This window comes from Streptosporangium sandarakinum, from assembly GCF_013409935.1.
Taxonomy (GTDB): Bacteria; Actinomycetota; Actinomycetes; order Streptosporangiales; family Streptosporangiaceae; genus Streptosporangium; species Streptosporangium nondiastaticum.
The window spans coordinates 297,421-322,619 of the sequence record NZ_JACCCO010000003.1 but is presented as its reverse complement, the minus strand read 5'-3'; the positions used below and the strand labels follow the sequence as shown (position 1 = coordinate 322,619).

Below are 25,199 nucleotides of genomic sequence, written 5' to 3'. Positions count from 1 at the left end.
CCTCCCCGCGGAGGTCCGGCCTCCCCGCGGAGGCGGGACGGGCGGCGGCGCCGGGGCCGGATCCCCGGCGGGGTCCCGGCGGGTTAGCGGCGGGACCCCGGTGGGTTCACGGTGGGTTCACAGCGGGACCCCGGGGGTCCCGGCGGGTTCCCCGGGAGAGCATGAGTGACGGACGAGGAACGGAGTGATCGCGTGCTGGTGGTTCACGGTGGCTGGTACGGCGGGCGACTGGCGCTGTGGGGGGAGGACGTCTCCCAGGACCGCTCCCCCGCTTCCCGGGGGCGCGCCGCGTCCTCCGGGGCCGCGCCCGGACGGCATCCGTTCGCCGCCTCCGCCGCCGCACTGGCCGCCGCGCTCGGCGCCGGGGGCTCCGGGGCGACCGGAGAGGTCCCGGGGGGCGAAGGGATCGGGGGCCGCGGAGTGTTGGGCGAGCCGGGGACGGAGGGCTCCGGGGGACTCGTCGCGACGGTCGCGGCCGTCGCGGCGCGGGCCGAGGCGGCCGAGGCGACGATCCGGCTGCCGGGGTCGGCCTCCCGGCCGCTGCCCTCCCCCGAGTCCGGCCTGACGGGCTCGGTGCGCGGGCCCCGGATCTCCACCTGGGCCGTGCCGGTGCTGCTGCTCCGCCCGGACGCCGCGCTCGCCCTGCTCGAAGCCCTCCCCCAGCCGGGCGAAGAGGACTCCGGGACCGCCCCCGGTCCGCAGGAGGCTCCCGGGGACGGGGGCGGGACGTCCGGAGACGAGCCGGGAGCGTCCGGGGACGCGGAGGAGGCGTCCTGGGAGCCGGGTCTGTCGCTGCGTTACCTCGCCGTGGTCGCCGAGCACGCCCGGAGCCTGGCACGGCGCGGCCGGATCCTGCCGCAACTGGTCGAGGAGGACGGCGATCACGCGGCCCGCTGGCGTCCGGTGCTCATCGGCGCCGACGCCGTCGCGTTCCGTGACCTCGCCGCCGCCATGCCGCCGGTCTGCCGCGCGCTGCCCGGGGAGAGGCCGGCGGCGGAGGTGCTGGAGGAGGCGATGGAGGGCCTGGTGGACGGCGCGGCCCGGGAGGCGCTGCCCGAGCGGCTGATCGTCGGCAACCGGCCGGGGCGTAAAACGGCGCTGGCCGACCGCTGGCTGCACGCGCTGACGGCGCCGGACGCCTCGCTGCCCGGCGCGCGGCCCGCCGAGGCGGCGGCGCTCGGCGACGCCCTCCGCGGCTGGTCGGCGGCGGCGCACGAGCTGGACGGGCCGGTCCGGGCCTGGTTCCGGCTGGTCGAACCGGCCGGCGAGGACGACCCGTGGAAGGTGGAGTTCGGTCTCGCCCCGGCGGTGACCGCGGGCCGTACGGACGACGCGGGCGGCGGGGGCGCGGGCGGTTCGGGCTCCGGCGACGCGGACGAGCCGGACCACCTGACCGCCGCCCGGATCCGGGCGGGAGAGCGGGCGTCCTGGCTGCCCGAGCGGCCCTGGGAGGTCCTGCGGGCCGAGCTGGCCAGGGCGGTGCGTCTCCATCCCGACCTGCACGGCGCGCTGCGCGATCCCGAGCCGGCCGTCATGGAGGTCGACACGGCGCGGGCGTTCTCCTTCCTGCGCGGCGGCGCACCGGCGCTGGCGGCGGCCGGATACGTCGTGCGTCTGCCGGAGTGGGCCGGCCGGCAGGGCCTGGGTCTGAAGCTGACCGTGCGCGCGACGGAGGGCCGGGAGCGGGCCGGGCTGAGCGACCGGGTGGACTTCCGGCTGGAGGCGGCCGTCGGCGGTCACACGATCGGTGAGGAGGAGCTGTCGCGGCTGGCCGGGCTGAGGGTGCCGCTGGCCCGGGTCGGCGGCCGGTGGGTGGAGCTGGACGACCGGCAGCTCAAGGCGGCGCTGGAGGTCGTCGGGCGGCGGGGCGGCGGGGAGACGACCCTCGGCGAGATGATCCGCGAGATCGCCGCCGGGGGCGAGGGGGAGCTGCCGCTGGTGGCGGTCGACGCCGACGGCCCGCTCGGCGACCTGCTGTCGGGCGAGGCCGACCGCCGGCTCACCCCCGTCCCCACCCCGCGCGCGCTGCGCGGGACGCTCCGCCCCTACCAGGGGCGCGGCCTGTCGTGGCTGAGCTTCCTGTCCGGCCTCGGCCTGGGCGGTGTCCTGGCCGACGACATGGGGCTCGGCAAGACGGTGTCGGCCCTGTCCCTGCTGCTGTCCGAGCGCGAACGGGCGGCCGGGGACGCGGAAGAAGCCCCGGGGCCGACGTTGCTCGTCTGCCCGATGTCGCTGATCGGCAACTGGCGGAAGGAGGCGGCCAGGTTCGCTCCGTCGCTGCGGGTGTACGTCCACCACGGCGGCTCCCGCAGGCGGGACGACGAGCTGCCCGCCGCCGTCCGGGACGCCGATCTCGTCATCACCACCTACGGCACGGCTCTGCGCGACCTGGGGGCGCTGGCCGCGCTGAGGTGGGAGCGGGTCATCTGCGACGAGGCGCAGGCGATCAAGAACAGCGCGGCGCGGCAGTCGCGGGCGGTGCGGGCCATCCCGGCGCGCACCCGGCTGGCGCTGACCGGCACCCCCGTGGAGAACCGGCTGTCGGAGCTGTGGTCGATCATGGAGTTCTGCAACCCCGGTCTCCTCGGCCCGGCCCGGCGCTTCCGCGAGCGCTACCAGGAGCCGATCGAGACCCGGCGCGACGAGGACGCCGTGGCGGCCCTGCGGCGGGCCACCGGGCCGTTCGTGCTGCGGCGGCTCAAGACCGACCGGTCGATCATCACGGACCTGCCGGAGAAGCAGGAGATGAAGGTCTGGTGCACCCTCACCCCGGAGCAGGCGGAGCTGTACACGGCCGTGGTGAACGACATGATGGGCCGGATCGGCGGTTCGGCGGGCATCGAGCGGCGCGGCAACGTGCTGGCCGCGATGACGAAGCTCAAGCAGATCTGCAACCACCCCGCCCACCTGCTGCGGGACGGCTCGCGGCTGGCCGGGCGGTCGGGGAAGCTGGCCCGGTTGGAGGAACTGGCCGGGGAGATCCTCGCCGAGGGCGACAGCGCCCTCGTCTTCACCCAGTACGCCGAGTTCGGCGCCCTGCTGCGCCCCTATCTGGCCGCCCGCCTGGATCGGCCGGTGCTGTGGCTGCACGGCGGGTTGTCCAGGAGCCGGCGGGAGGAGCTGGTGGAGCGGTTCCAGCGCGGTGACGAGCCGACGCTGTTCCTGCTGTCGCTCAAGGCGGCCGGGACGGGCCTCAACCTGACCGCCGCCTCCCATGTGATCCACGTGGACCGGTGGTGGAACCCCGCGGTGGAGGACCAGGCGACCGACCGGGCCTTCCGGATCGGTCAGACGAGGAATGTGCAGGTGCGGAAGTTCATCTGCGTGGACACCCTTGAGGAGCGGATCGACGAGATGATCGAGCGCAAGAGGTCGCTCGCCGAGAGCGTGGTGGGCACCGGCGAGGACTGGATCTCCGAGCTGTCCACCGACCAGCTGCGTGAGCTGTTCCGCCTCGGCCCCGGGGCGGTGAGCTGACATGGCGTCCGCGGAACCCTTCAGCGAGTTCGGCGAATCCGGCGAGCCCGCCTCGGCCTTCTACTCCCCCGGCGTCCCGCTGGACCGGCTGCGGCCGCAGCCGGCCGCGGCCGCCCCCTCGGACCTGCTGCTGCGGATGCTGGAGCCCCCGGCGGTGCGGGTACGGCACATCCCCCTGGTCGACCTGCTCAGGAAGCCCTACCGGGAGCTCGGGTCGCCAGATCGATGACCTCCCCGCGGGGCAGGGCGCGGCCGTGTTCGTGGCGCCGGGAGAACTCCTCGCGGCCGAGCGCGGCCACGGCGCGCTCGGTGACACGCGCGTGGTCGAAGTCGACCACCGCGTCGGTCCCCCGGGCCGCCGCGGCCCCGCCGAGGAGAACGGCGGCCGCGCCGGGGTCGCCGCCGGTCAGTGCCGCCCCGGCGAAACCGACCAGGACCGGGACGAGCAGCGCCGTCTCCCGGCTCTCCACGGCCTTCGCGAGCGCGGTGCCCAGCAGCCGCCGGGTCCGGGGCAGGTCGCCCTCCTGCTCGGCCAGCAGTCCCAGCGCCGTGTCGAGCACGGCGTACAGCTGCGGCGGCGTCACGGTCTCGCGGTCGAGCAGGCCCGCGGCCTCGGCGTAGTGACGCCGGGCCCGCTCCAGGTCGCCGTCCCGGCGGGCGAAGTCGCCCCGGGCGACGAGCAGGGGCACCGCGGTCATGCGGTCGCCGCTCTCCAGCGCCCGCAGGAGGCTCTTCTCCAGGGCCTCCTCGGCCGCCGCCCGCTCTCCCTCCAGGTGGAGCCCGACCGCCAGCCGGCCGCGCATGAAGGTGACCTCATCGACCGCGCCGATCTCCTCCATCCGCCGGATGGAGTCGCGCACCCGCTCCAGGGCCCGCGCGGACTCGCCGTGCAGGAGGTCGAGCTCCGCGAGGCCGGCCAGCGCGTTGCCGGCGCCCCAGCGGTCACCGGTCCGCTCGAAGCCGTCCAGCGCCGCCCGCAGGTCCGTCCCGGCCTCCGCGACCCGGCCGGCGCTGAGGTGCGCCACCCCGCGCATCAGATGCGCGGAGTGCACCACCCAGGGATCGGGGTGGGCGAACATCTCGCCGAAGTCGGGCTCACCGACGGGCCCGCCGCCGAACAGCGCGGCGACCGTGCCCGCCAGCGCGACCGACGGGTGCCAGGGGCGGGGCAGCTCCTCGCGGGCCAGCCGTACCACCTCGTCGAGCGTGGCCCGTGCCGCGTCGAGCGTGACGCCGGCGCTCAGCGCGTTGTACCCGTAGGCGGCCTTGGCCAGGGCGAGCAGCCGGGGGTCCTCGCCGCCCGCGGGCAGCCCGACCGCCTCCCGGGCGCGGCGGGCCCCCTCGGCCCGGTGACCGCGCAGCCACCAGTACCACCCGAGCGCGCCGGTCAGGCGCAACGCCAGGGTGGTCCTGGACTCCTCGACGGCCCAGCGCAGCGCCGCCGACAGGTTGTCGTGCTCGGCGGCCAGCCCGGCGAGGGCGGCGACCTGCCCGTGATCCCGCAGGGCGGGGTCGGACGCCTCGGCCAGCTCGGTGAAGAACACCGCGTGCGCCAGCCGTACGCGGGTCTCCTCGCCCGACTCGGCCAGCCGTTCGGCGGCGTAGGCGCGGACGGTCTCCAGCATCCGGTAGCGGACGGCGGCGCCGTGTTCGTCGGCCACCACCAGTGACTTGTCCACCAGCCGGGCCAGCACGTCGAGCACGTCTGCCTCCGCCGGCCCGTCCCCGGCGCAGACCCGTTCGACGCAGCCGAGGGCGGCGCCCCCGGCGAAGACCGAGAGGCGGCGGGCCAGCACCCGTTCCGGGCCGTCCAGCAGGTCCCAGCTCCACTCGACCACCGCGCGGAGCGTCCGGTGCCGCGGCAGCGCCGTACGGCTGCCGCCGGTCAGCAGCCGGAAGCGGTCGTCGAGTCGCTGGGCGATCTGCCCGGCGGACAGCACGCGCAGCCGGGCCGCCGCGAGTTCGATGGCGAGCGGCATGCCGTCGAGCTCGCGGCAGATCCGCACGATCGCGGCGGTCTCCCGCTCGGGGCGGTAGTCGGGGCGGACGGTCTCGGCGCGTTCGGCGAACAGGCGGACGGCGGGGTAGGCCAGGGCCTCGCGGGGGTCCGCGTCGTCCGGCGGCAGGTCCAGCGGCGGCACCGGCCAGGCCAGCTCGCCGGTGATGCCCAGCGGTTCGCGGCCGGTGGCCAGGATCCGCACCCCGGGGCAGGAGGCGAGCAGCCGTTCGGCGAGCGCCGCGGCCGCCTCGACCACGTGCTCGCAGTTGTCCAGGACGATCAGCAGCCGCCTCCCGGCCAGGGCCGCGACGAGCCGGGGCACGGGGTCGCGGCGGACGGGCGCCGGGAGCCTGCCGGGCTGTGGGATCCCGGCCGCGGGACCGTCGCGCAGCTCCAGTTCCGCGAGCGCCGAGAGCACGGCCTGCGGGACCTCCGACGGCTCGGCCACCGGGGCGAGCTCGACCAGCCACGCCCCGTCGGGCAGCCGGTCCGCCGCTTCGGCCGCCGCCGTCTCTGCCGCCCTCTCGGCCGCCGTCACCTCGGCCGTCACCGCCTCGGCCGTCTCGACCGCCAGCCGGGTCTTGCCGGCGCCGCCGGGGCCGGTCAGGGTGACCAGCCGGTGGCGGGCGAGGAAGCCGGCGGTGCGCGCCACGTCGCGTTCCCGGCCGACGAAGCTGGTGAGCCTGGCCCGCAGGTTGCCCGGCCGCGCGCCGCCGGGGCGGTTCACGGCCGGTTCACCGGCGGGCGTGAATTCATCAGCGGGCGCGGGGGCACCGGCGGGCGCGGGTTCACCGGCGGGCGGGGACGGCGGGGCCCCGGCGGTCGCCTCTCCCCCGTGTCCCTCGTGTCCCTCGTGCGGTGGGATCTCCGCGGGCGGCGGCCCGGCCGGCGGGAAGTCCCCGGCGGGTGGGGGAACCCGTGCCGGGCGAGGCCCGGTGTGCCTCTCGGCCCACTCCCCCCGCAGCATGGCCAGGTGCAGCCCGGCCAGGTCGGGTGAGGGGTCGGCTCCCAGCTCTCGGGCGAACACCTCCCTGGCCGCCTCGTAGGCGGCCAGGGCCTCCACCCGGCGGCCCGCGCCGTACAGGGCGCGCATGAGCTGGCCGTGGAACCGCTCGCGCAGCGGATGCGCGGCGATCAGGCCGGGCAGTTCGGCGACGGCCTCCGCCCGCCGTCCGAGCAGCAGGTCGGCCTCGACGCGGTCCTCGACGGCGGCCAGGCGGAGAGCCTCCAGCCGGGCGGCCGCGGCGGCCGCGACGGTCACGGCGTCGTCACCCGCCGGGCCCGCCAGGTCCGCCAGGGCGGGGCCGCGCCAGAGCCCGAGCGCGGCGCGCAGGACGGCCGCGGCCTCGGCCGGGGCGCCCGCCGAGAGGGCCGCGCGGCCCTCGGCCGTCAGCCGGGTGAACCGGTGGGCGTCGACCCGGTCGCGTTCGACGGCCAGCCGGTAGCCGGAGGCGACGGCCTCGACGATCCCGCGTTCGGCGGCGAGCGCGGCGCGCAGCCGGGAGACCAGCGCCTGCAGGGCGTTACCCGCCGCGGCCGGCGGACGGTCGTCCCAGATCCCCGCGATCAGGCGGCCGGCCGGGACCGTACGGCCCGCGTCGAGCAGCAGCAGGACGAGGAGCGCGCGCAGGCGCGAACCGGAGATCCCCACCGGCTCGTCCCCCCGGCGGACCTCCAGGGACCCGAGGATGGCGAAGGTCATTTTCCCGTCCGCCCGCACCCCCTCCATGCTCTGATTCTGTCCGATTCCCGGGTGTTTCCGCGCCATGGAACCTCGCGATCCGGTCTGCGCATCTTCCAGATCCGCGTAGCATCATCGGGCATGGGGCAGCCGCACACGTCTACGCGCCGCCCGCGGCGGGCCGTACCGACGGCACTCGCCGCGGCGCTCGTCGTCGTCTCCTCCGGCTGCGGGATGGTGGGCAGCATCGCGTCCGCCGATCGGCTGCAACTGGAGCCGATCAGCGTCTCCAGTCCCCGCCTCCGGGACGGCGCGGTCCTGCCGTCCGACTACTCGTGCAAGGGATCGTCCGGCAACCCGCCGCTGCGCTGGTCACGGGTGCCGGACGGGACGAAGTCGGTCGCGATCGTGGCCGACAACAACGCGCGTGCCGGTGGCGAGGTGAACTGGGTGGTGTTCGACATCGATCCGCGCACCAACGAGGTCGCGGAGAAGAGCGTCCCGGTGGGCGCGGTGGAGGGGAGCACGACGAGCGGCAAGGTGGGCTACGCCCCGCCGTGCCGGCGCGGGCAGAGCTATCGTTTCACCGTCTACGCGCTCAACGGGAAGATCCACCTCGGCAAGGGGGCCCCGCTCAGCAGGACGCTGAAGGAGATCGCGGAGAAGACGATCGCCTGGGGCAGGCTGACCGCGGGGCACATCCAGTGATGCGCCGAACACCGGAGGTATTGATGGTTACCGATTCTTCACGTTGGGTGTGACAACGCTCATAGTGGTCCGACACAATCAGAACCAATGTCCGTGCGCAGGTGATGCAAGGGGGCAGGTCGCGTCGATGGCCGCGCGACCTCACCGGCGCCGCTGGAAGGCCATGGCCTTGAGGGTGGTGCAATGACCGCGGTCGTAATAATCCTGGTCGCCGTCGTGCTCCTCGTGCTCGTCGTCGTGGCACTGGGCGTGCGGTCGATGAACCGCAGGGAGAGCGCGCTCCCTGCGGAGCGTCTGCGTGAGATGGCGGAGAAGGAGGCGCAGACTCCGGCCGTGTCCATCGACGACTTCGCCGCGCGCGAGCCGAAGATGACGCATTACTCCCCGGACCTCACGCCGTTCGACGAGCCCAAGCCGTCGCGGCCGCGGCCGTCCGGCGCCCGCGGCAAGCGCGGCATGAACGACTTCGGCGGGGCCGACGACTACGACGACGACTACTGGACGCGACTGCAGGCCGATGTCGGCGGCTTCGGCGGTTCGCTGGAGAACCCGGCGGCCGCGGGCCACGCCGCCTCAGGCGGCCAGGCCGCCCCGGGCGTGGACGCCGACGCGATGACCGTCCAGGTGCCGCTGCCGCACCGCAAGTCCCAGCCCCAGCCCCAGCCGCAGTCGCGGCCCCAGGTCCCTGCTCCCGCCCCCGCCGAGCCCGCCGCCGCCTCCCTGCCCTCCGGCCTCGCCGACCTGGTCGGGCCGGTCCAGCCCGAGCCCGCCCCGACGTCCGCCGCGCTGGCCGAGCAGAAGACGGTCACCTTCGCCGCCCCCACCGCGGGCGCGCCGCCCGAGGGACGCCGGACCGGTTCCCGGCGCGGCTCCGGCCGCACCCGTACCCCCGGCGGCGGCGGGCCCAGCCGCCCCGACCAGCTGGGCGACCCGCTGAACGGCCCCGCTCCCCGGCGCGGCTCGCGCGGCGCCGCCGCGACCGGCGGTCCGGCGCCCGCCGCGGGCCAGTCGCCGGCCACCGGGCCGGTGCCCGCCGCGAGCCCGGCCGGAGACCAGCTCGCCGGTCCGCTGCCGCCGATGCGCCCGATGGGGCCGACCACCAGCGGCGGTTTCCCCGCCACGTCCCCGAACCCGCTCGCCGCGCCCGCCGGGCCCGCCCCGGACCCGCTGGCCGAGCCGTACGGTTCTGCCCCCGCGCCCCGGCCCCGGACCGCCCCGGCGCAGGGCTCCTCCGCGCCCGCCGCAACGGGGACGCCCGGGGACATCTCTGACAATCCCTGGGCACGGGCCACCTCCCCGGTGTCCGGGGGCTGGCCGGCCGCGAACACCGCCGACATCCTCGACGACCCCGCCCCCGGATACTCCTCGTACCAGTCGCCGGTGTACGGCGCGCCGACCGCGGGCTCCTACGAGGTGAGCCCCGGCTGGGCCACCATCGACGACGACGCGCTCACCGGCCCGACCCCCGCGCTGTCGACCCCGACGGCGCCCTCCCGGAGCGTCTCCCCCGGCGACCGCGCCGCCGACCCGCGGCAGGGCTCGGGCCAGGCGACCGGCGGCTACGGCTACGACCCCGTCCGCCCGGCGAGCCCGGAGTCCCCCGCCGCCTGGCCCGAGCCGGCCCCGGGCGCTCCCGGCGCCGGCCCCGCCGCGGCCCCCGAGGGACAGGGGCGGACGGGCTCCCGGCGGAGCCGCCGGGCCGCGGCCCAGCAGCCGGACCACCCCGACTATTACCGCTGATTTCCTCCCGGCTGCGTAAAGGCCTCCGACAACCGCCCGGTCGGCGGAGGCCCGCGGCATAGGGTCTGCCCCATGGGGACGGACACGAAGAGTAACGAAACGATCGCATGGAGTGGCCTCGCCTCCGTGCTGCGGTACGACCTGCCCGCCTCCCTGGTGGTGTTCCTGGTGGCGGTGCCCCTTTCGCTGGGCATCGCCGTCGCCTCGGGAGCACCGCTGGCGGCCGGGCTCATCGCGGGCGTCGTGGGCGGCGTGGTCGCCGGCCTCCTGGGAGGTTCGGTCGTCCAGGTCAGCGGCCCCGCCGCCGGCCTCTCACTGGTGGTGGCCGAGCTGGTCTCGACGTACGGCTGGCGCGCCACCTGCATGATCACCCTGTTCGCGGGCGCCCTGCAGCTCCTGCTGGGGGTGTTCCGGGTCGCCCGGGCGGCGCTGGCGGTCTCCCCCGCCGTGGTGCACGGCATGCTCGCCGGGGTGGGCGTGGTGATCGCCCTCTCCCAGCTGCACGTCGTGCTCGGCGGCAGCCCGCAGCGCTCCGCGATCGAGAACGTCGCCGAACTGCCCCGGCAGATCCTGGACATACACGATCACGCCGTCTACGCCGGACTGATCACCATCGCGATCCTGGTCGGCTGGGGCCACCTGCCGCAGCGGCTGCGGCTCGTCCCGGCGCCGCTGGCCGCCCTGGTCGTCGCCTCGGCGATCGCCGCGGCGTCCGGCTGGGACGTCACCCGGGTCGACCTGTCGAAGAGCCTGGAGTCGTGGGTCATGCCGGCCTGGCCGCGCGGCGACTGGCACGGGATCGTCGCCGCGGTGCTGCTCGTGGCGCTGCTGGCCGGGGTGGAGTCGCTGCTGTGCTCGGTGGCGACCGACAAGCTGCACAACGGCCGGCGCACCGACCTGGACCGGGAGCTCACCGCGCAGGGCGTGGCCAACATGGTCACCGGCGCGCTGGGCGGCCTGCCGGTGGCCGGGGTCATCGTGCGCAGCAGCACCAACGCCCGCGCCGGTGCCCGCAGCCGCTGGTCCACGGTCATGCACGGCGTGTGGATCCTGGTGTTCGCGCTCTGCCTGGGCTGGACGATCACGCTGATCCCGATGGAGGCGCTGGCGGCCCTGCTGGTGTTCATCGGCGTCCAGATGGTCAACATGGGGCACCTGCGCAACCTGCGGGGGCACGGCGAGATCCCGGTGTACGTGACCACCATGCTGGGGGTCGCGCTCGTCGGGCTGGCCGAGGGCGTACTGCTCGGGCTCGGGCTCGCCGCGCTGCTGGCGCTGCGGCGGCTGACCCGGGTCACCGTACGGGTCACCCCCGAGCCGGGCGGGCACTGGCACGTGTCGATCGCGGGTTCGCTGACCTTCCTCGGCGTCCCGCGGATCACCTCGGCGCTGCGCGCCATCCCGGCCGGGGTCCCGGTCGACCTGGACCTCAACATCGACTTCATGGACAACGCCGCGTTCGAGGCGGTCCACGCCTGGCGCACCGACCACGAGCGGAGCGGCGGGAGCGTGGACATCGACGAGATCCACGACGAGTGGTACGCGATGGGGGCCAGCGGCGCCCGGGTGCTCCCCGCCAAGCCTCCGCCGCCGGCCCCGGACCGCTGGTGGCTGCCCTGGGCCCACCGGCGGCGCGGCCGGTCGTCCGCGGCGGCGGACCTCGCGGTCGCGTCCGCGCGGGTGGCGCCCGCCGTGGCCGGTGTGGCCGCGGCGGGCGGGGACGGCTCGGGGCAGCCGGACCTGCTGGCCGGGGCGCGGGAGTTCCACCGCCGCACGGCCCCGCTGATCCGCCCGTTCATGATGGGGATGGCGCGCAAGCAGGAGCCGTCGCACCTGTTCATCACCTGCGCCGACTCCCGGATCGTGCCGAACCTGATCACCGCGAGCGGTCCCGGCGACCTGTTCACCGTCCGCAACCTCGGCAACCTGGTGCCCCGCCGGGGCACGGCGCCCCCGGACGACTCGGTGGCCGCGGCGATCGAGTACGCCACGGAGGCACTCGGCATCCGCACCATCACGGTGTGCGGGCATTCCGGCTGCGGGGCCATGGCGGCGCTGCTCGGCGGCGACGCGCCGGAGGGCATGCCCGCGCTCGGCCGCTGGCTGCGGCACGGCCGCCACAGCCTGACCCGGTTCGCCGCCGGGAGCGGCGCGCCGTCCGAGACGCCCGGCGGCGAGGTTCCCGGTTCCGGGGACGCCGGGTCCCCGGGGGACGGCGACGGCGGCCCGCTGGACCGTCTCTGCCGGGCCAACGTGCTCCAGCAGCTCGACAACCTGCGCTCCTACCCGGCGGTGGACCGGCTCGTCCGGGAGGGCCGCCTGGAGCTGGTGGGTCTCTACTTCGACATCGGCACGGCGCAGGTCCACGTCCTGGAGCGCCCGCCGCTCGCGGCCGGCGCCATGTGAGCCGGGGGCGTGGCGGGCCCGCCACGCGCGGGCGAGCCCGCCGCACGCGGCCGGTCCGCTGTGGGCGTACGGCTTGCGCCGAGGGTGAAAGCCATGGTCACGCCGCGGACGGCGGGCGAACAATGATCGGCCATGAGGACTCTGGTAATCGGCGGCTCGGTCTTCCTGGGCCGGGCGATCGTTGAAGAGGCGCTGCGGCGCGGACATGAGGTCACCACGTTCAACCGGGGCAGGAACGGTGTCGACGTACCCGGCGTCGAAGCGGTCAGGGGTGACCGGGAGGTCACCTCCGACCTGGAGCGGCTCGCCGAGGGCCGGGAATGGGACATCGTCGTCGACGTCTGCGGGTTCGTCCCCCGCGTCGTCGGCGAGTCGGTGCGCGTCCTCAACGGCAGGGCGGCCACCTACGCGTTCATCTCCAGCATCTCGGCCTGTTCCGTCTGGCCGGGGCAGGCGGCCGACGAGAGCTCGCCCCGGTTCGAGTGCGCGCCGGACGCCGGGCGGGACGACGGCGACTACGGCGTCCTCAAGGCGGGCTGCGAGCGCGCGGTCGAGCAGGGCTTCGACGGCAACGCCCTGATCATCGAGCCCGGTCTCATCATCGGCCCGCACGAGAACGTCGGCCGCCTGCCGTGGTGGCTCACCCGGATCGACCGCGGCGGGCGGGTGCTCGCCCCGGGCGATCCCGAAATGGCGATGCAGCTCATCGACGCCCGTGACATCGCCGCGTTCACCCTCGACCAGGCCGAGGCCGGGACGAACGACCGCTTCTTCGTCAGCGGGGTGCGGGGCAACATCACCTACCGCGGGCTGCTGGAGGAGTGCCGCGCGGTGACGGGCTCGGACGCGGAGCTGGTCTGGGTGGACGACGAGTTCCTGCTCGACCGGGACGTCGCCCCGTGGACCGAGCTGCCGGTCTGGGCGCCGCGCAACGAGGAGTTCGCCGGGGTCTGGCTGCCGTCGTCGGAGAAGGCCCTCGCCGCCGGGCTGCGCTGCCGCCCGGTCGCCGAGACCGTCCGCGACACCTGGGCCTGGCTCCGCGGGATCCCGGTGGAGGAGCGCTCCTTCCGCGGCCACGGCATCGACCCGGAGAAGGAGGCCAAGATCCTCGCCGAGTGGGCATAGAGCTCGGGGGCGGTTGTACGGCGAGCGGCGGGACCGGCGGGTCTGGAGGTCGGCGATGGCGGACTGGCACGCGTTGCGCGAGGAGATGGTCGCCCGGGTGCGCGGGCGCGGCGGGATCGGCGAGGAGGTGACCGGGGCGCTGCGGGCGGTTCCCCGGCACCTCTTCCTGCCGGAGGTGCCCCCGGGGGCGGCGTACCGGGACGAGGCCGTCGTGACCCGGCGCGACGCCGAGGGCCGGCCGGTCAGCTCCTCCTCCCAGCCGACGATCATGGCGTTGATGCTGGAGCAGCTCGGGGTGGAGCCGGGGCACCGGGTGCTGGAGATCGGCGCGGGGACCGGCTACAACGCCGCGCTGCTGGCGCACCTGGCCGGTCCCGGCGGCCGGGTCACCAGCGTCGACATCGACCCCGGCCTGGTCGGGCGCGCCAGGGGCCACCTGGCGGAGGCGGGCTTTCCCGGGGTGGAGGTGGTCTGCGGTGACGGCGCCGAAGGTTTCGCCCCGGGCGCGCCGTACGACCGGGTGATCGCGACCGTGGGCGTGTGGGACCTCTTCCCGGCCTGGCTGGAGCAGCTCGCGCCCGGCGGGCGGATCGTCGCCCCTATGGACCTGAACGGCGTGCAGCGCTCGGTGGCGCTGGAGTGGGCGGACGGGCACTGGACGAGCCGTTCCGCGGTGGCCTGCGGGTTCATGCGGCTGCGCGGGCCCTTCGCCGGCCCGGAGGTGCTCCGGCCGCTGGACCGCGACTCGGAGCTCATGCTCTCGCTGCCCCGGGCGAGGGAGGCCGGGGACGTCCTGGCGGTGCTCGGCGGCCCGGTGTCCGAGCTTCCCGCCGGGGTGGCCGCGGACCCGGCCGCGCTCGCCGACGGGTTCGGCCTGTGGCTGGCCGCGCACGAGCCGCGCTGGTGCCTGCTGTCGGAGTCCCGGCCCCGGTGGCTCGCGGCGGGCGCGCCGGGCCGGTGGGGGTTCACGACGGCCCTGGGGATCGTCGAGGACGGCGGCCTGTGCCTGCTCCGTCCCCGGGAGGCGCCCGCGCCGCCGGTGGTGCGGGCGTTCGGGCCCGGCGGGGCGGGGCTCGCCGCCGACCTCCTCGCCCACCTGCGGGCGTGGGACGCGGCCGGACGCCCGTCGACGTCGGGCCTGCGCGTCGACGTGCACCCGGGGGGCGACCCGCGCCCCGGGGACGGCGCGCGCCCGGGGGACCTCGGCCGTCCGCCGGGCATGGGCGTCCCGCCGGCCGGGGACGGCGGCGGCTTCGGGACGGCCGCCGGAGACGGACTGGTGATCCGTAAGCGTCACACCACGTTCGTCCTGTCCTGGCCCGCCGCCCGCGGGTGAGCCGCTCCGGCCAGGCCGGGACGGGGTACGGAGTGATCGGGAACGGGATCCGGTGTCGGCGGGTGCGCGACGGGTCGCTCCAACCGGTGCCGCTCCGGTCGCAGCGCACGGTGGGCGATATGAGAACACCTCCCCGTGCCGCTGAGAGCGGGACCGGTCGTACCCACCAGAACTTTGGAGCGGGCCGGGACGTCACGCAGGGCTTGACCTGGCGTGAAGGGAGCATCACATCATTGTCAAACGGGTCGTCCCGACCCGTAAAATGGCGCCATGAACGCCCGCCGCCGCTCCGATGTCCGCACCGAAACGATCATCAAGGCCACGCTCGACCTGGCACGAGAGGTCGGCTACGCCAAGCTCAGCATCGAGGCGGTCGCCGCCCGGGCCTGCGTCGGCAAGGACACCATCTACCGCCGGTGGTCCTCCAAGGCCATGCTGTTCCTCGACGCGGTCCTCACCTCGAGCAGCCCGAGCCTGGAGCATCGCGACACCGGCGACATCATGGCCGACCTGCGTGAGGTGATGGTCCAGGCCGTCGACCTGCTGGCCCGGCCGCCCTGGGGACCGCTGTACCGGGACCTGATCGGCGAGGCGCAGCACAATCCCGAGGTCGCCGCCGCCCTCAACGAACGCTTCATCCAGCCGCAGACGGCCGACACCCTGGCCCGGTTCAGGACCGCCCAGGAGCAGGGACGGCTCGCACCCGATTTCGACCTGGACCTCGCCTTCGAGATCCTGTCAGGCCCGTTGTACTACAGACTGCTGATCACCCAGCAGCCGATGACGCCCGCCTACCTCGACCGCGTGCTCCACGCGGTCTTCGTCGGCATGGAGCCTCGACCGCAGCCCTGAGAGACGTGGCCCGTGAGTCCTGTGACCGGGTGGCTGACGGCTACGCCCACCTGGTGGCGAGCGGGCGGGCGGGGAGAGCACGTCTTTCGCGGACGGATCAGGGAAACGCCGACGGGTCAAGGAAACACGGACGGACCGGGGAAACACGGACGGACCGGACGGCGCGAGGACACGGCCCGGCGATAGGGCGGCGCGGCCCGGTGATGGGAGCGGCGCGGCCAGGCGATAGGGGCGGCTCGGTCAGGTGCTTGCAAGGGACGGCAAGCCGTCTGCAAGCCGTCCCGGATATCTCTTGGCCCATCAGAAATCCGGTTTTTTCAGGAGATAGACCCATGCATCGCACCGCCCGCCTGCTGCTCGGCCTCACGACGGCCGCCGCCCTCGGGCTCGGCCTGCCCGCCACGGCGGCCTCGGCCTCCGCCGCGACCGCCTCCACGGCGTCGGCCGCGAGGGCCGCCGAGACCTGGGAGTGGGGCCCCACCGCCTCCTCCGACCGCAGGGGCTGGGCCGGCGGCGTCGTCAGGAGCTCCGGCACCGGCCTGCGGATCCACGGTGATCTCTACGACGCCGCGGGCGCGCGCACCTGCTCGTGGCTGAAGATCAAGTGGCTCTCCGACCGGGGCCGGTGGCACACGAAGACGTTCCGGAACTGCTCCCAGTCGCGGATCCTCTCCTTCCGGGTGAACGCCGGCTACATGCTCACCGCCTCCGCCAAGGTCTGCCGCGGCACGTCCACCAGGATCACCGGCCGCTGCTCCGGCTGGGAGGGCGTCTGGTCCCAGGGCGGCTGACCGGCGGGGCGACCGTACCGCTGACCGGCCGGGCGGCCGTACCGCTGATCGGCGGAGCGGCCGTACCGATGGTCGGGTGCCGCGGCGCGCGAGGAGGGGACGCGCGCCGCGGCGCCCCGGGGCCGGACCCGTGTGCCGGGCGAAGAGGAAACGGTCTCCGCGATACCCGGGAAACGGACACGCGCCGCGCACTCCGGGCGCATGCCGTACGCGCCGGACGGGAAACCTGGGATCAGAAGAGCAACCGGGTCCCGAGGAGGACGACATGAGCGCTCCGGCCGATCCCCGCACCGCCGAGACGGTCCAGCTCCTCGATCCCGGGCTGCTCGCCGACCCCTTCGGCGGGTACGCGAGGATGCGCGAGGAGGCTCCCCTGGTGCGGGCGCTCTTCCCCGGGGCCGCCTCGCCGGTCTGGCTCGTCACCCGATACGACGACGTCAAGCGGGTGCTGAGCGACCAGCGGTTCGTCAACGACCCGGCGAACGTGCCGGGCATGGACGTGGGCGACATCCGCCAGCAGATCATCCGGGCCCGCGGCATCCCGCCGGAGTACGCGAAGTACATCCTCGGCAGCGTCCTGGACGCCGACGGCGCCGACCACATGCGGCTGCGCAGGCTCGTCTCCCGCGCGTTCACCGCCCGCCGCGTCGCCGGACTGCGGCCGCGCGTGGCGGAGATCACCGAGAGCCTGCTGGACGACCTGCCCGCGGCGGCCGAGGACGGCGTCGTGGACCTGCTGGAACGGTTCACCTACCCGCTGCCGATCACCGTGATCTGCGAACTGGTGGGCATCCCCGAGGAGGACCGCCCGCGGTGGCGCTCATGGGGGCGGGCCCTGGTGTCGACCGAACCCGGCGCCCTGGCGGAGCCGCTGCGGGAGATGGTCGCGCACATCGGGGAGCTGATCGTCCGGCGCCGCGCCGAACCCGAGGACGACCTGCTCACCGGGCTGATCCGCGCCCACGACGAGGACGGCGACCGGCTGAGCGACGTCGAGATGGTGACGATGGTGCTGACCATCGTCCTCGCCGGTCACGAGACCACCGCGCACCTGATCGGCAACGGCGTCGCCGCCCTGCTCACCCATCCCGGCCAGCTCGCCCTGCTCCGGGACGACCCGGAGCTGATGCCGCGCGCCGTACACGAGCTGATGCGCCGGTACGGCCCGGTCCAGATGACGCGGATGCGGTACGCGACCGAGGACACGACGATCGGGGGCATGCCGGTACGGCGGGGCGAGGCGGTGACGGCCGTGCTGGTCTCGGCCGACCACGACCCGCGCGAGTTCCCCGACCCCGACCGGCTGGACATCACCCGCGAGCCGGACGGCCGCCGGGAGAACCACGTCGGGTTCGGGCACGGCCTGCACTACTGCCTGGGCGCGGCCCTGGCCCGGCAGGAGGCCGAGGTGGCGCTGGGGGCGCTGCTGCGCCGCTTCCCCGATCTGGCGCTGGCCGTCGATCCGGCGGACCTGGAGCACCAGCCACTGCCGGGGGCGTGGCGCCTGGCCCGCCTCCCGGTACGCCTCTGACCTTCCCGGCGGGATGGACACGGCCGAGCGGTACCGGCGATTCCCCGAGCAGGAGGTCCGGGGGCGCTCCCCGGCGTACGAGGCCCTGGCCCGGGACATCGCCTCCGACGCGCGGCTGCTGGCGCTGATCGACGGCCTGCCGCACGTCAAGCGGCAGCCGAACCTGCTGCTGGCCTCGGTCCGCTTCCTCGGCGGGCCGTCCGCCGATTTCCCCGCCTTCCGTCAGTGGACCGTACGGCACTGGCAGCGGGTGCGCGAGACGATGCTGACGCGCCGGACGCAGACCAACGAGGCCGGACGGTGCGCGAGCCTGCTGCCGGTGCTCGCGGGTCTGCCCGGGAACCGCCTGACCTTCCTGCCCGCCCTGGACGGCGAACCGCTCGCCCTGGCCGGCCCGCACGGCGAATGGCTCGACTGGCTCACCGGGCCCGATGCCTGACCGGACGGCGACGGCACCCGCCCACCTGCACCCTGGCCTTTCCGGATTCGGCGCGTACGCCGGAGTTTCTCGCAGGTCCATGAACGGTGAGGACACGCCATGCCCCCCAAAACCCGTTTGAGCAGCGGCGGCAAAGGCCGGACCGTTTACGTGGAACACGGTGTCTGGTTCGATCCCGGCACCCGGCACATCCACGTCACCATTCCTGGTGCCGGAGACGGCGCTCACTGGTCCTACGGAAGGTCCAGTCCGCGCTACGAGACCTACAAACGGATCCTTCAGGACAGCGGCAGGTGGCCGGAAGACGCCGGCTGAGAAGCCGTATCGGCTGGTTCAGCATTCGGCGGCAGTGCCTCTCCGGAGCACTGCCCGGAGATGAGTCAGTAGGGTCATGCCCTATGACGTCCGACTCCGACAGACCGACCGGCCCCACCGGCCTGCCCGAGGCCGAGTTCGCCTTTCCCGGACCGTTGCGGGACGCACTCGTCGCGGCGATCCTCGACGGCCGCAAGACCGCCACCACCTCCCTCGCCGTCGAATACGAGCGGGCGGGCGAGCCGCTGCCCGAGGTCGGGGAGCGGTCGGCGGTGGTGGACTCCGCCGGCCGCCCGGTGGCCGTCATCGAGGTCACGAGCGTACGCGTCGTACCGCTGGGAGAGGTGGACGACGCCCACGCGGTGGACGAGGGCGAGGGCCACACGACGGCCGGACAGTGGCGTACGGCCCACGAGGAGTTCTGGCACGACCCGGAGATGCGCTCGGCGCTGGGCGACACCGCCTTCACCGTGGACGACGCCACCCCGGTGGTCCTGGAGCGCTTCCGCGTCGTCGCCGACCTCCGTACCGTCTGATGGTTCGTCCGGATCAGGCGGCGTGCCCGGTCAGCGTCCCGGAGCACCTGGTGCTGTCGGTGGTGACCGGTTCCCGTGCCTACGGGCTGGAGACCGAGGACTCCGACGTGGACCGGCGCGGGGTGTTCGCCGCGCCCGCCCCGCTGTTCTGGCGGCTGGACAAGCCGCCGACCCACCTTGAGGGGCCGCTGCCCGAGCAGTTCTCCTGGGAGGTCGAGCGGTTCTGCGTCCTGGCGCTGGAGGCCAACCCGACGGTCCTGGAGTGCCTGTGGTCGCCGATCGTCGAGCGGGTCACCCCGGCGGGCGAGGAACTGCTGGCGATCCGCCGCGCCTTCCTGTCCCGGCGCGCCCACCGGACGTTCGCCGGGTACGCCCAGGCGCAGCTCCGCAGGCTCGACCCCGAGCGGCCGAAGTGGAAGCAGGCCATGCACATGATCAGGCTGATGCTCAGCGGCCTGCACCTGGCCCGCGAGGGCGAGCCGCTGGTCCGGGTGGGCGCCCACCGCGACCGGCTGCTGGCGCTGCGGCGGGGCGAGATCCCCTGGCCGGAGGTGGAGCGCTGGCGGGCGGAGCTGGCCGCGGACCTCGACCGTCCCGGCGTCTGCGACGCGCTGCCCGAGGCACCCGACCGCCGGACCGTCGAGGACTACCTGGTGACCGTACGGAGGGCATCGCTGTGACCGTCCACCTCCCGGCCTGGCTGGCCGAGATCCCCGCCGAGCAGCCGCACGCCCTGGCGTTCGCCACGGTCAGCGGCGCGCACCTGTACGGTTTCCCGTCCGCCGACTCCGACGTGGACCTGCGCGGCGTGCACCTGCTGCCGCTGGAGGACGTCGTCGGGCTGCGGGCCGCCGAGGAGACCGTCACCCGCTCGTGGACGCGCCACGGCGTCGAGGTGGACCTCGTCACCCACGACCTGGCCAAGTTCTGCCGTCTGCTGCTCCGCCGCAACGGCTACGTCCTGGAGCAGCTGCTTTCTCCGCTGGTGGTGGCGACGTCCCCGGTGCACGAGGAGCTGGCCGCCGCCGCCCTGGACTGCCTGACCCGTCACCACGCCCACCACTACCTGGGGTTCGCCCGGACCCAGTGGCGCCTGTTCGAGCGGTCGGGGGAGCTCAAGCCGCTGCTGTACACCTTCCGGGTGCTGCTCACCGGCATCCACCTGATGCGCACCGGCGTGCTCGTCGCCGACCTCACCCGGCTGGGCGGCGGCCCGCCGTACCTGGCGGAACTGGTGGCCGCCAAGCGGGACGCGGAGCACGGGGCACCGCCCGCGGACGGCCCGGACCGCGCGCGGCTGGAACGCGACGTCGCCCGGCTGACCGCCGCCCTGGAGGAGGCGCGGGACGCCTCGCACCTGCCGGAGACGCCTCGCGCGGGCGATCTCCTGCACGACCTCGTCGTCCGCGCCCGCCTGTCGACGCGGGCCGGGAGCGGGTGACACGGGCCGGGAGCGGGTGACACGGGCCGGGAGCGGGTGACACGGAAAATCGGTTTGCGGGTCGCCGGGGCGTGCGGTTACGTGTCGTCATGGCGATGGACCACGTTGCCCGTTTCGACTCCTACTTCGTATGCGCCACGCCCCGGACCGGTTCCTCCCTGCTGCTCGGCCTGCTCGGCTCCACGGGTGTCGCCGGTCGTCCGCAGGCGTACTTCCGGGAACCCGACGAGCCGCTGTGGGCCGAGCGGTGGGGGGTGCGCCGTACGGCCGGCGGCGGGTACGACCACGCCGGCTACGTCCGGGCGGCGCTCGCCGCGGGCCGGAGCGGCAACGGGGTCTTCGGGGCGAAGCTCATGTGGGGAGCCCTCGGCCCGCTGCTCGCCAAGCTCAGAACGGTCCATCCGGGCGTCACCGGAGGCGACCTGGCCTTGCTGGAGCGGGCGTTCGGCCGTACGGCCTTCGTCTGCCTGCGGCGGGACGACACGCTGGCCCAGGCGGTGTCCTGGCTGCGGGCGGAGCAGACGCGGACCTGGTTCATCGGCGGCGACGGTGAGATCAGCGGCAACGACGACGGCGACGGGCACGAGCCCCGCTACGACGCCGAGGAGATCACCCGCTTCGTCCGGACGATCGAGGATCACAACGCGGCGTGGGAGGCGTGGTTCTCCTCCGCCGGGGTCCGGCCGTACCGGGTGCGCTACGAGGACCTCGCCGAGGACGTGACCGGCGCGACGCGCCGCGTCCTCGGCTTCCTCGGGGTGGAGGCGCCGCCGGATCGGGCGATCGCCGCCCGGCACCGGCGGCAGGCCGACGAGCTGAACCGGGACTGGATGGCCCGGTACCGGGCGGAACAGGCGCCCCACGGCGGTCGTGCCGGGTCAGTTCCCACGGCGGAAGCGCGCCCGCCCGAGGGGCGGACGTGACCCGTTCCGGAGCCACCGGATCACGAACCCGGCCAGCCACAGCTGGACCGCCAGGGCGGGGAACGTCAGCAGTATCCCGGTGGTGAACGCCTCCTCCATCGCGGGCGAGCCGCCGCAGCCCATGCCGCCGCCGCGCTGGTATCGCTCGCACTGGGCGTCGCGGATGACGGTCGTCAGGACGAGCCAGTCCGCGAGCGCCAGCGCCGGCAGTGACATCACCGTGAGGAAGGCCGCGCGGTCCGCCCGGTCCTCCCCCGTCGTCCCCGTTCTGACCGGCACCGGCGCGAGCCGCCGTCCCATGTCCCGTTCCCGTCCCATGGGAGGGAAGCCAAGCAGGGGCGTGTGGTGGCGCCGGGGAGCCCCTGTGAAGATCCCGCGTGGTCTTCTCCGCGCCGCCCGGTCGAACCGATCGGGCGGCCGGGACGTCTCAGCGTCATGAGACCCCTCCGGTGGATCGGTGCCGCCCTCGCCGCGATCGTGGCGTGCGCGGTGACCGTACAGATCGCGCGATCGGTGAGCGGAGGGCCGCCGGTGCCGGCCTCGTGCCCGCAGCGGTGGGACGGCGAGGGCATCGGCGGGTGGGTGCCCGCCGCCGCCGGCATCGACGGAGCCGACGAGGTCCTCGTGCCCGGCTCACCGGTCCAGGCGTTGATCTGCGCCTATCCCGGGGACAACGGACACCCGGGCGGTGAGCGGCTGGCCGGCACCCGGACCCTGACGGACCAGGCCGGGGTCATGGCCCGGGACCTCGCGTACCTCCCGGTGACCGATTCACCCCGCGGCGGTCCGTGCACACTGATCGGCGGGCCGATGACGAACTACCTCATCCGATTCGCCTATCCCGACGGCCGGGCGCTGTGGGTGGGCAGCGCCGAGGAGGTCAACTCCTGCGTGACGACCACGAACGGCACGGTCGGCACCCGCTCGTACGTCGGGCCCGGCGTCACCGCCGCCTACCGGACGGGCGTCTGGAAGCCCGTCCGTCCCGACGACCCCTGCCGGGACTTCGCCGGCCGCCGGGACCAGGACGAGCGGATGGTGCCCGAGGGGGCCGTCTCGGTCGTGGTCTGCGGCCGGATCACAGGTTCCGGAAGGCCCCCTCGGCGGGAGCACGGCGGGCAGGCCGCCCGTGGACTGGCCGCGGCGCTGAACTCCCTTGACACCCGGCCGAGTGACAACATGTGCCAGGGGGGCGAAGGCACGGACGACCGCGAGTTCCGACTCATGTTCGGCTATCCGGACGGACCGCCCGCGGACGTCTCGATCTCCATGGGCTGCGTCCCCGGAGTCGACAACGGGCTGCTCCAGGCGGACCTCGACGGCTCCGTGCGCGACCAGGTGATACGGCTCGCCCCGCCGCCCGCCGGTGATCAGGAGGGCTCCGGATGACGAGCGCGCGGGTGCGACCCCATGTCGCCCGCGTCCTGGAGCGGACCCGCGCCCGGTCATCGACCGCGAGCACCTGCGGGCGTCCGAGAGCCGTCCGTACGCCGGCCTCGTAGGGCAGGCGGTGAAGACCCTGGGGTTGCGGCCCCCGCCTGCACGCTGGTCAGCCGGTCGGTCGGGGGCATGCATGCGGTCAGGGGCGCCGGCCTCCAGGCGATCGGGGTGCTGGGCGAGCACGGCCGCCGCAGTCAAAAGAAATGAGAGGAAGCCGAACAGGGGCGTGTGGTGATGCCGCAGGAGGCGTGTGAAGGTTCCACGATCAGGCTCGCGTATACGCCCGCCGGTCGGTCTCCGGGCTCGGCTCGGAACCCTTCTGCCGTCGGGTGTGTCGTCATGACTCGATGATCATGGGAGAGCGGGCGTCTTCCGGCCGGCTGCCGATCGGTCAGGTGGGACGCTCGCTGATCACCGTCATCCCGTCCTTCGTCGCTTCGCTCGTGGGAGCCGGGCAGGTCCTCAGCCGTTGGGCGCGTGCCGCCGCAGGAACGTCCTCGCCGCCGCCTGTGCCCGGGTCGCCGACGGGCCGAGCCAGAAGCCCAGGTGGTCGTCGCGCTCCATCCGGTACAGCTCCGCGCCGGGTATCCGCCTGGCTGCTGACTCCGCGTGCGCGAAGGGCACGTCGCCGTCCTGCGTGCCGTGGATCAGCAGCGCCGGGGCCTTGACCCGCTCCAGGGGCGGGTCCGCTCGCCGGGCCTGCGCCGCGTCGTTGTCCGTGCCCGGCCAGCGTTTCGGGTAGGGGAACGTCGTGTCGAACATCGCCTCGAAGAACGTCCGCGCGCGCGGCGTGCCCATGATGTAGGAGACGCGCTCCGCCCGCCGCCTGCTGTCGAAGGTACTGGTCTCGTCCAGTGTTCCCTCGACGACGGTACTGAGTGAGATCTTCTCCGTCAGCCGGACGAGTTTCTGGCCGACGGTGTTCAGGAAGGTCCGCCGCAGCGGTGAGGGGGACCCGCCGGGCTGCGGCCCGCTCACCCCGCCGACGGAGACCAGCGCCCAGACGCGGTCCGGGTGGCGCGCGGCGAAGGTGTAGCCGACCGGGCTCCCGGCCGAGATCGCGAGGACCCCGACCCGGTCGATGCCGAGCTCGTCCAGCAGCGCGGCGAGCAGGTCGGCCTGTTCCTCGTTCGTCCGGCCGCTTTCCAGCGGGGTGCCGAGGTAGCCCGGCCGCGAGGGACTCAGGATGCGGAGGCCGTCGTCCTGCAGCCAGCTCGCGAACAGCCGTCCCTGGTCGGCTCCGCCGAGCCCGGCGTGGACGGACAGGAGCACGGGGCCTCGCGAGCCGTACAGGTCGTACTCGACCGGGCCGAGCCGCGTCGCGGCCGTCCGCAGATCGATCCGGACGCCGGGGACGAGCTCCCGGCGCGGACCGGCGTCGATGCCGCCGTCCCAGAGGAGCAGCGCCGCGGCCCCCACGACCGGCACCCCGGCCAGTACGGCGAGCATCCTGCCGGCGATCCTGACGATCCTTCGTCTCCGCGTCACTTCGGCGTCCCTTCGGTGTCCGGGCCGGTCGATCCGGCCGTGCCGCTCCCGGGCGGCCGGGCCGCCGGTGGAGGATCGGCCCTGCCGTCCCCGCGCGTCCGTACGGCCGGCGGCGCGGTCCCCCGGGAGATTCGGCTGGTTTCTCGTGGACCGCAATGGTCGTCCGGCCGCCGGGTCGCGGGCGTCCCGCCCGGGGAGATTCCGCCCGTACGCCGTGGGATGGACAGGCCCGGCGGTCTACGGCCCCGGGAGTAGGCGCGGTTCCTTTCCGTCCGATGCCGCCGGCGTCGGACGGCGGGCGCCCGCGGGGACGGAAAGGCCGGTGGGAAGGCCCACGGAAAGATCGGTGGAAAGGCCGGCCGGTCGCAACCGTCCCGGCCCCCGCGCCCGAAGACGTCAGTGCCGGGGCGTCACCGGAGCCGAGGCCGGACAGGTTCGCCCGGAGGTGTCAGGTGGAGCCCGGCGCGGCGCGCAGCGCGTCGAGTTCCTCGTTCATGGCGTCGAGAAAGGCGGCCACGGTGCGCAGTTCCTCCGGGCTGAACCGCCGCAGGGTGTTGTCCGTACTGCGGCCGAGCGGGCGGAAGAAGGCCCCGGCCAGTTCCCTGGCCGCGTCGAGGTAGTGCAGGTGGACCACGCGCCGGTCGTGCGCGTCGCGGACCCGGCGGATGTGCCCGGCCCGCTCCAGCCGGTCGAGGCAGGCGGTGACCGCGCCCGAGGTGAGGTTCAGCTCCTCCCGCAGCCGGCCGGGAGTGATCGGCTCCGGGGCGTCGAAGATCTTGATGAGCGCCTGGACGTCGGTGGGATGCAGCCCGTGTTCGCCGGCGAACTCGTGGGCGATGCGATTGAACTCCGCGGTCATCCTGCGCAGCCGTACCGCGAAGGCCAGCCGGTCGATGCCCCCTTCACCAGCGCCGTTCATGCCGCCATGCTACATTAACTCAATTATTGAGTATCTTGATTATTGAGTTATA

20 protein-coding genes are annotated in these 25,199 nt (G+C 74.7%); 16 read left to right on the top strand and 4 right to left on the bottom strand.

Annotated features, from left to right (window positions below; translation table 11 throughout):
* The first annotated feature begins 192 nt into the window (after window positions 1-192).
* Both HDA43_RS27940 and HDA43_RS27935 read left to right on the top strand, forming a co-directional pair.
* Entirely contained in the window at window positions 193-3,477 is a 3,285-nt protein-coding gene (locus tag HDA43_RS27940) for a DEAD/DEAH box helicase (protein WP_179826954.1), read from the top strand.
* Window position 3,478: 1 nt separating this feature from the next.
* Entirely contained in the window at window positions 3,479-3,706 is a 228-nt protein-coding gene (locus tag HDA43_RS27935; protein WP_179826953.1) for a hypothetical protein, read from the top strand.
* On the opposite strand, the gene HDA43_RS27930 is transcribed toward HDA43_RS27935, so the two are convergent.
* A complete protein-coding gene (locus HDA43_RS27930; RefSeq protein ID WP_179826951.1) occupies window positions 3,666-7,178 on the bottom strand; it encodes an AfsR/SARP family transcriptional regulator in 3,513 nt (1,170 codons plus the stop codon). The genes HDA43_RS27935 and HDA43_RS27930 overlap by 41 nt on opposite strands.
* Before the next feature lie 120 nt (window positions 7,179-7,298).
* Between HDA43_RS27930 and HDA43_RS27925 the strand changes: the two genes are divergently transcribed.
* The 13 genes from HDA43_RS27925 (at window position 7,299) to HDA43_RS27865 (ending at window position 21,300) form a co-directional block, all read left to right on the top strand.
* On the top strand, window positions 7,299-7,865 hold the full coding sequence (locus HDA43_RS27925; RefSeq protein WP_179826949.1) for a YbhB/YbcL family Raf kinase inhibitor-like protein: 567 nt from the start codon (window positions 7,299-7,301) through the stop codon (window positions 7,863-7,865).
* 183 nt (window positions 7,866-8,048) lie between these two features.
* Window positions 8,049-9,605, top strand: a complete 1,557-nt coding sequence (locus HDA43_RS27920; protein WP_179826947.1) for a hypothetical protein — start codon at window positions 8,049-8,051, stop codon at window positions 9,603-9,605.
* A gap of 72 nt (window positions 9,606-9,677) precedes the next feature.
* A complete protein-coding gene (locus tag HDA43_RS27915) occupies window positions 9,678-12,011 on the top strand; it encodes a SulP family inorganic anion transporter (RefSeq protein WP_179826944.1) in 2,334 nt (777 codons plus the stop codon).
* A gap of 132 nt (window positions 12,012-12,143) precedes the next feature.
* Window positions 12,144-13,136 carry an NAD-dependent epimerase/dehydratase family protein gene (locus tag HDA43_RS27910; protein ID WP_179826943.1) on the top strand — a complete coding sequence of 331 codons (993 nt, stop codon included), beginning with the start codon at window positions 12,144-12,146 and terminating at the stop codon, window positions 13,134-13,136.
* Window positions 13,137-13,191: 55 nt separating this feature from the next.
* Entirely contained in the window at window positions 13,192-14,472 is a 1,281-nt protein-coding gene (gene fxlM, locus HDA43_RS27905; protein ID WP_179826942.1) for a methyltransferase, FxLD system, read from the top strand.
* 270 nt (window positions 14,473-14,742) lie between these two features.
* Window positions 14,743-15,324 carry a TetR/AcrR family transcriptional regulator gene (locus HDA43_RS27900; protein ID WP_179826941.1) on the top strand — a complete coding sequence of 194 codons (582 nt, stop codon included), beginning with the start codon at window positions 14,743-14,745 and terminating at the stop codon, window positions 15,322-15,324.
* Window positions 15,325-15,656: 332 nt separating this feature from the next.
* Window positions 15,657-16,115: a hypothetical protein gene (locus tag HDA43_RS27895; RefSeq protein WP_179826940.1), complete on the top strand. Its 459-nt coding sequence runs from the start codon at window positions 15,657-15,659 to the stop codon at window positions 16,113-16,115.
* 265 nt (window positions 16,116-16,380) lie between these two features.
* Window positions 16,381-17,646, top strand: a complete 1,266-nt coding sequence (locus HDA43_RS27890) for a cytochrome P450 family protein (RefSeq protein WP_179826939.1) — start codon at window positions 16,381-16,383, stop codon at window positions 17,644-17,646.
* Between the two features lie 13 nt (window positions 17,647-17,659).
* Entirely contained in the window at window positions 17,660-18,085 is a 426-nt protein-coding gene (locus tag HDA43_RS27885) for a DUF2332 family protein (protein ID WP_179826937.1), read from the top strand.
* Between the two features lie 398 nt (window positions 18,086-18,483).
* Window positions 18,484-18,936, top strand: coding sequence for an ASCH domain-containing protein (locus tag HDA43_RS27880; protein ID WP_179826935.1), 453 nt, complete (start codon window positions 18,484-18,486; stop codon window positions 18,934-18,936).
* Window positions 18,936-19,616, top strand: a complete 681-nt coding sequence (locus HDA43_RS27875) for a nucleotidyltransferase domain-containing protein (protein WP_179826933.1) — start codon at window positions 18,936-18,938, stop codon at window positions 19,614-19,616. The genes HDA43_RS27880 and HDA43_RS27875 overlap by 1 nt, the downstream gene beginning before the upstream one ends.
* Window positions 19,613-20,377 carry a nucleotidyltransferase domain-containing protein gene (locus HDA43_RS27870; protein WP_179826931.1) on the top strand — a complete coding sequence of 255 codons (765 nt, stop codon included), beginning with the start codon at window positions 19,613-19,615 and terminating at the stop codon, window positions 20,375-20,377. The genes HDA43_RS27875 and HDA43_RS27870 overlap by 4 nt, the downstream gene beginning before the upstream one ends.
* Window positions 20,378-20,472: 95 nt before the next feature.
* Complete coding sequence (locus HDA43_RS27865; protein WP_179826930.1) at window positions 20,473-21,300, top strand: Stf0 family sulfotransferase; 828 nt, start codon at window positions 20,473-20,475, stop codon at window positions 21,298-21,300.
* Here HDA43_RS27865 and HDA43_RS27860 read toward each other — a convergent pair.
* Complete coding sequence (locus tag HDA43_RS27860) at window positions 21,256-21,618, bottom strand: hypothetical protein (RefSeq protein WP_179826928.1); 363 nt, start codon at window positions 21,616-21,618, stop codon at window positions 21,256-21,258. The two genes, HDA43_RS27865 and HDA43_RS27860, sit on opposite strands and share 45 nt — an antisense overlap.
* A 117-nt stretch (window positions 21,619-21,735) precedes the next feature.
* Here HDA43_RS27860 and HDA43_RS27855 point away from each other — a divergent pair, with 117 nt between their 5' ends.
* Window positions 21,736-22,689 (top strand): hypothetical protein, encoded by a 954-nt coding sequence (locus tag HDA43_RS27855; protein WP_179826926.1) that lies wholly within the window; start codon window positions 21,736-21,738, stop codon window positions 22,687-22,689.
* Window positions 22,690-23,202: 513 nt separating this feature from the next.
* Here the strand turns inward: HDA43_RS27855 and HDA43_RS27850 are convergent.
* Window positions 23,203-24,228: an alpha/beta fold hydrolase gene (locus tag HDA43_RS27850; RefSeq protein ID WP_179826924.1), complete on the bottom strand. Its 1,026-nt coding sequence runs from the start codon at window positions 24,226-24,228 to the stop codon at window positions 23,203-23,205.
* Window positions 24,229-24,676: 448 nt separating this feature from the next.
* Window positions 24,677-25,147 (bottom strand): MarR family winged helix-turn-helix transcriptional regulator, encoded by a 471-nt coding sequence (locus HDA43_RS27845; protein WP_179826922.1) that lies wholly within the window; start codon window positions 25,145-25,147, stop codon window positions 24,677-24,679.
* Between the last annotated feature and the right edge of the window lie 52 nt (window positions 25,148-25,199).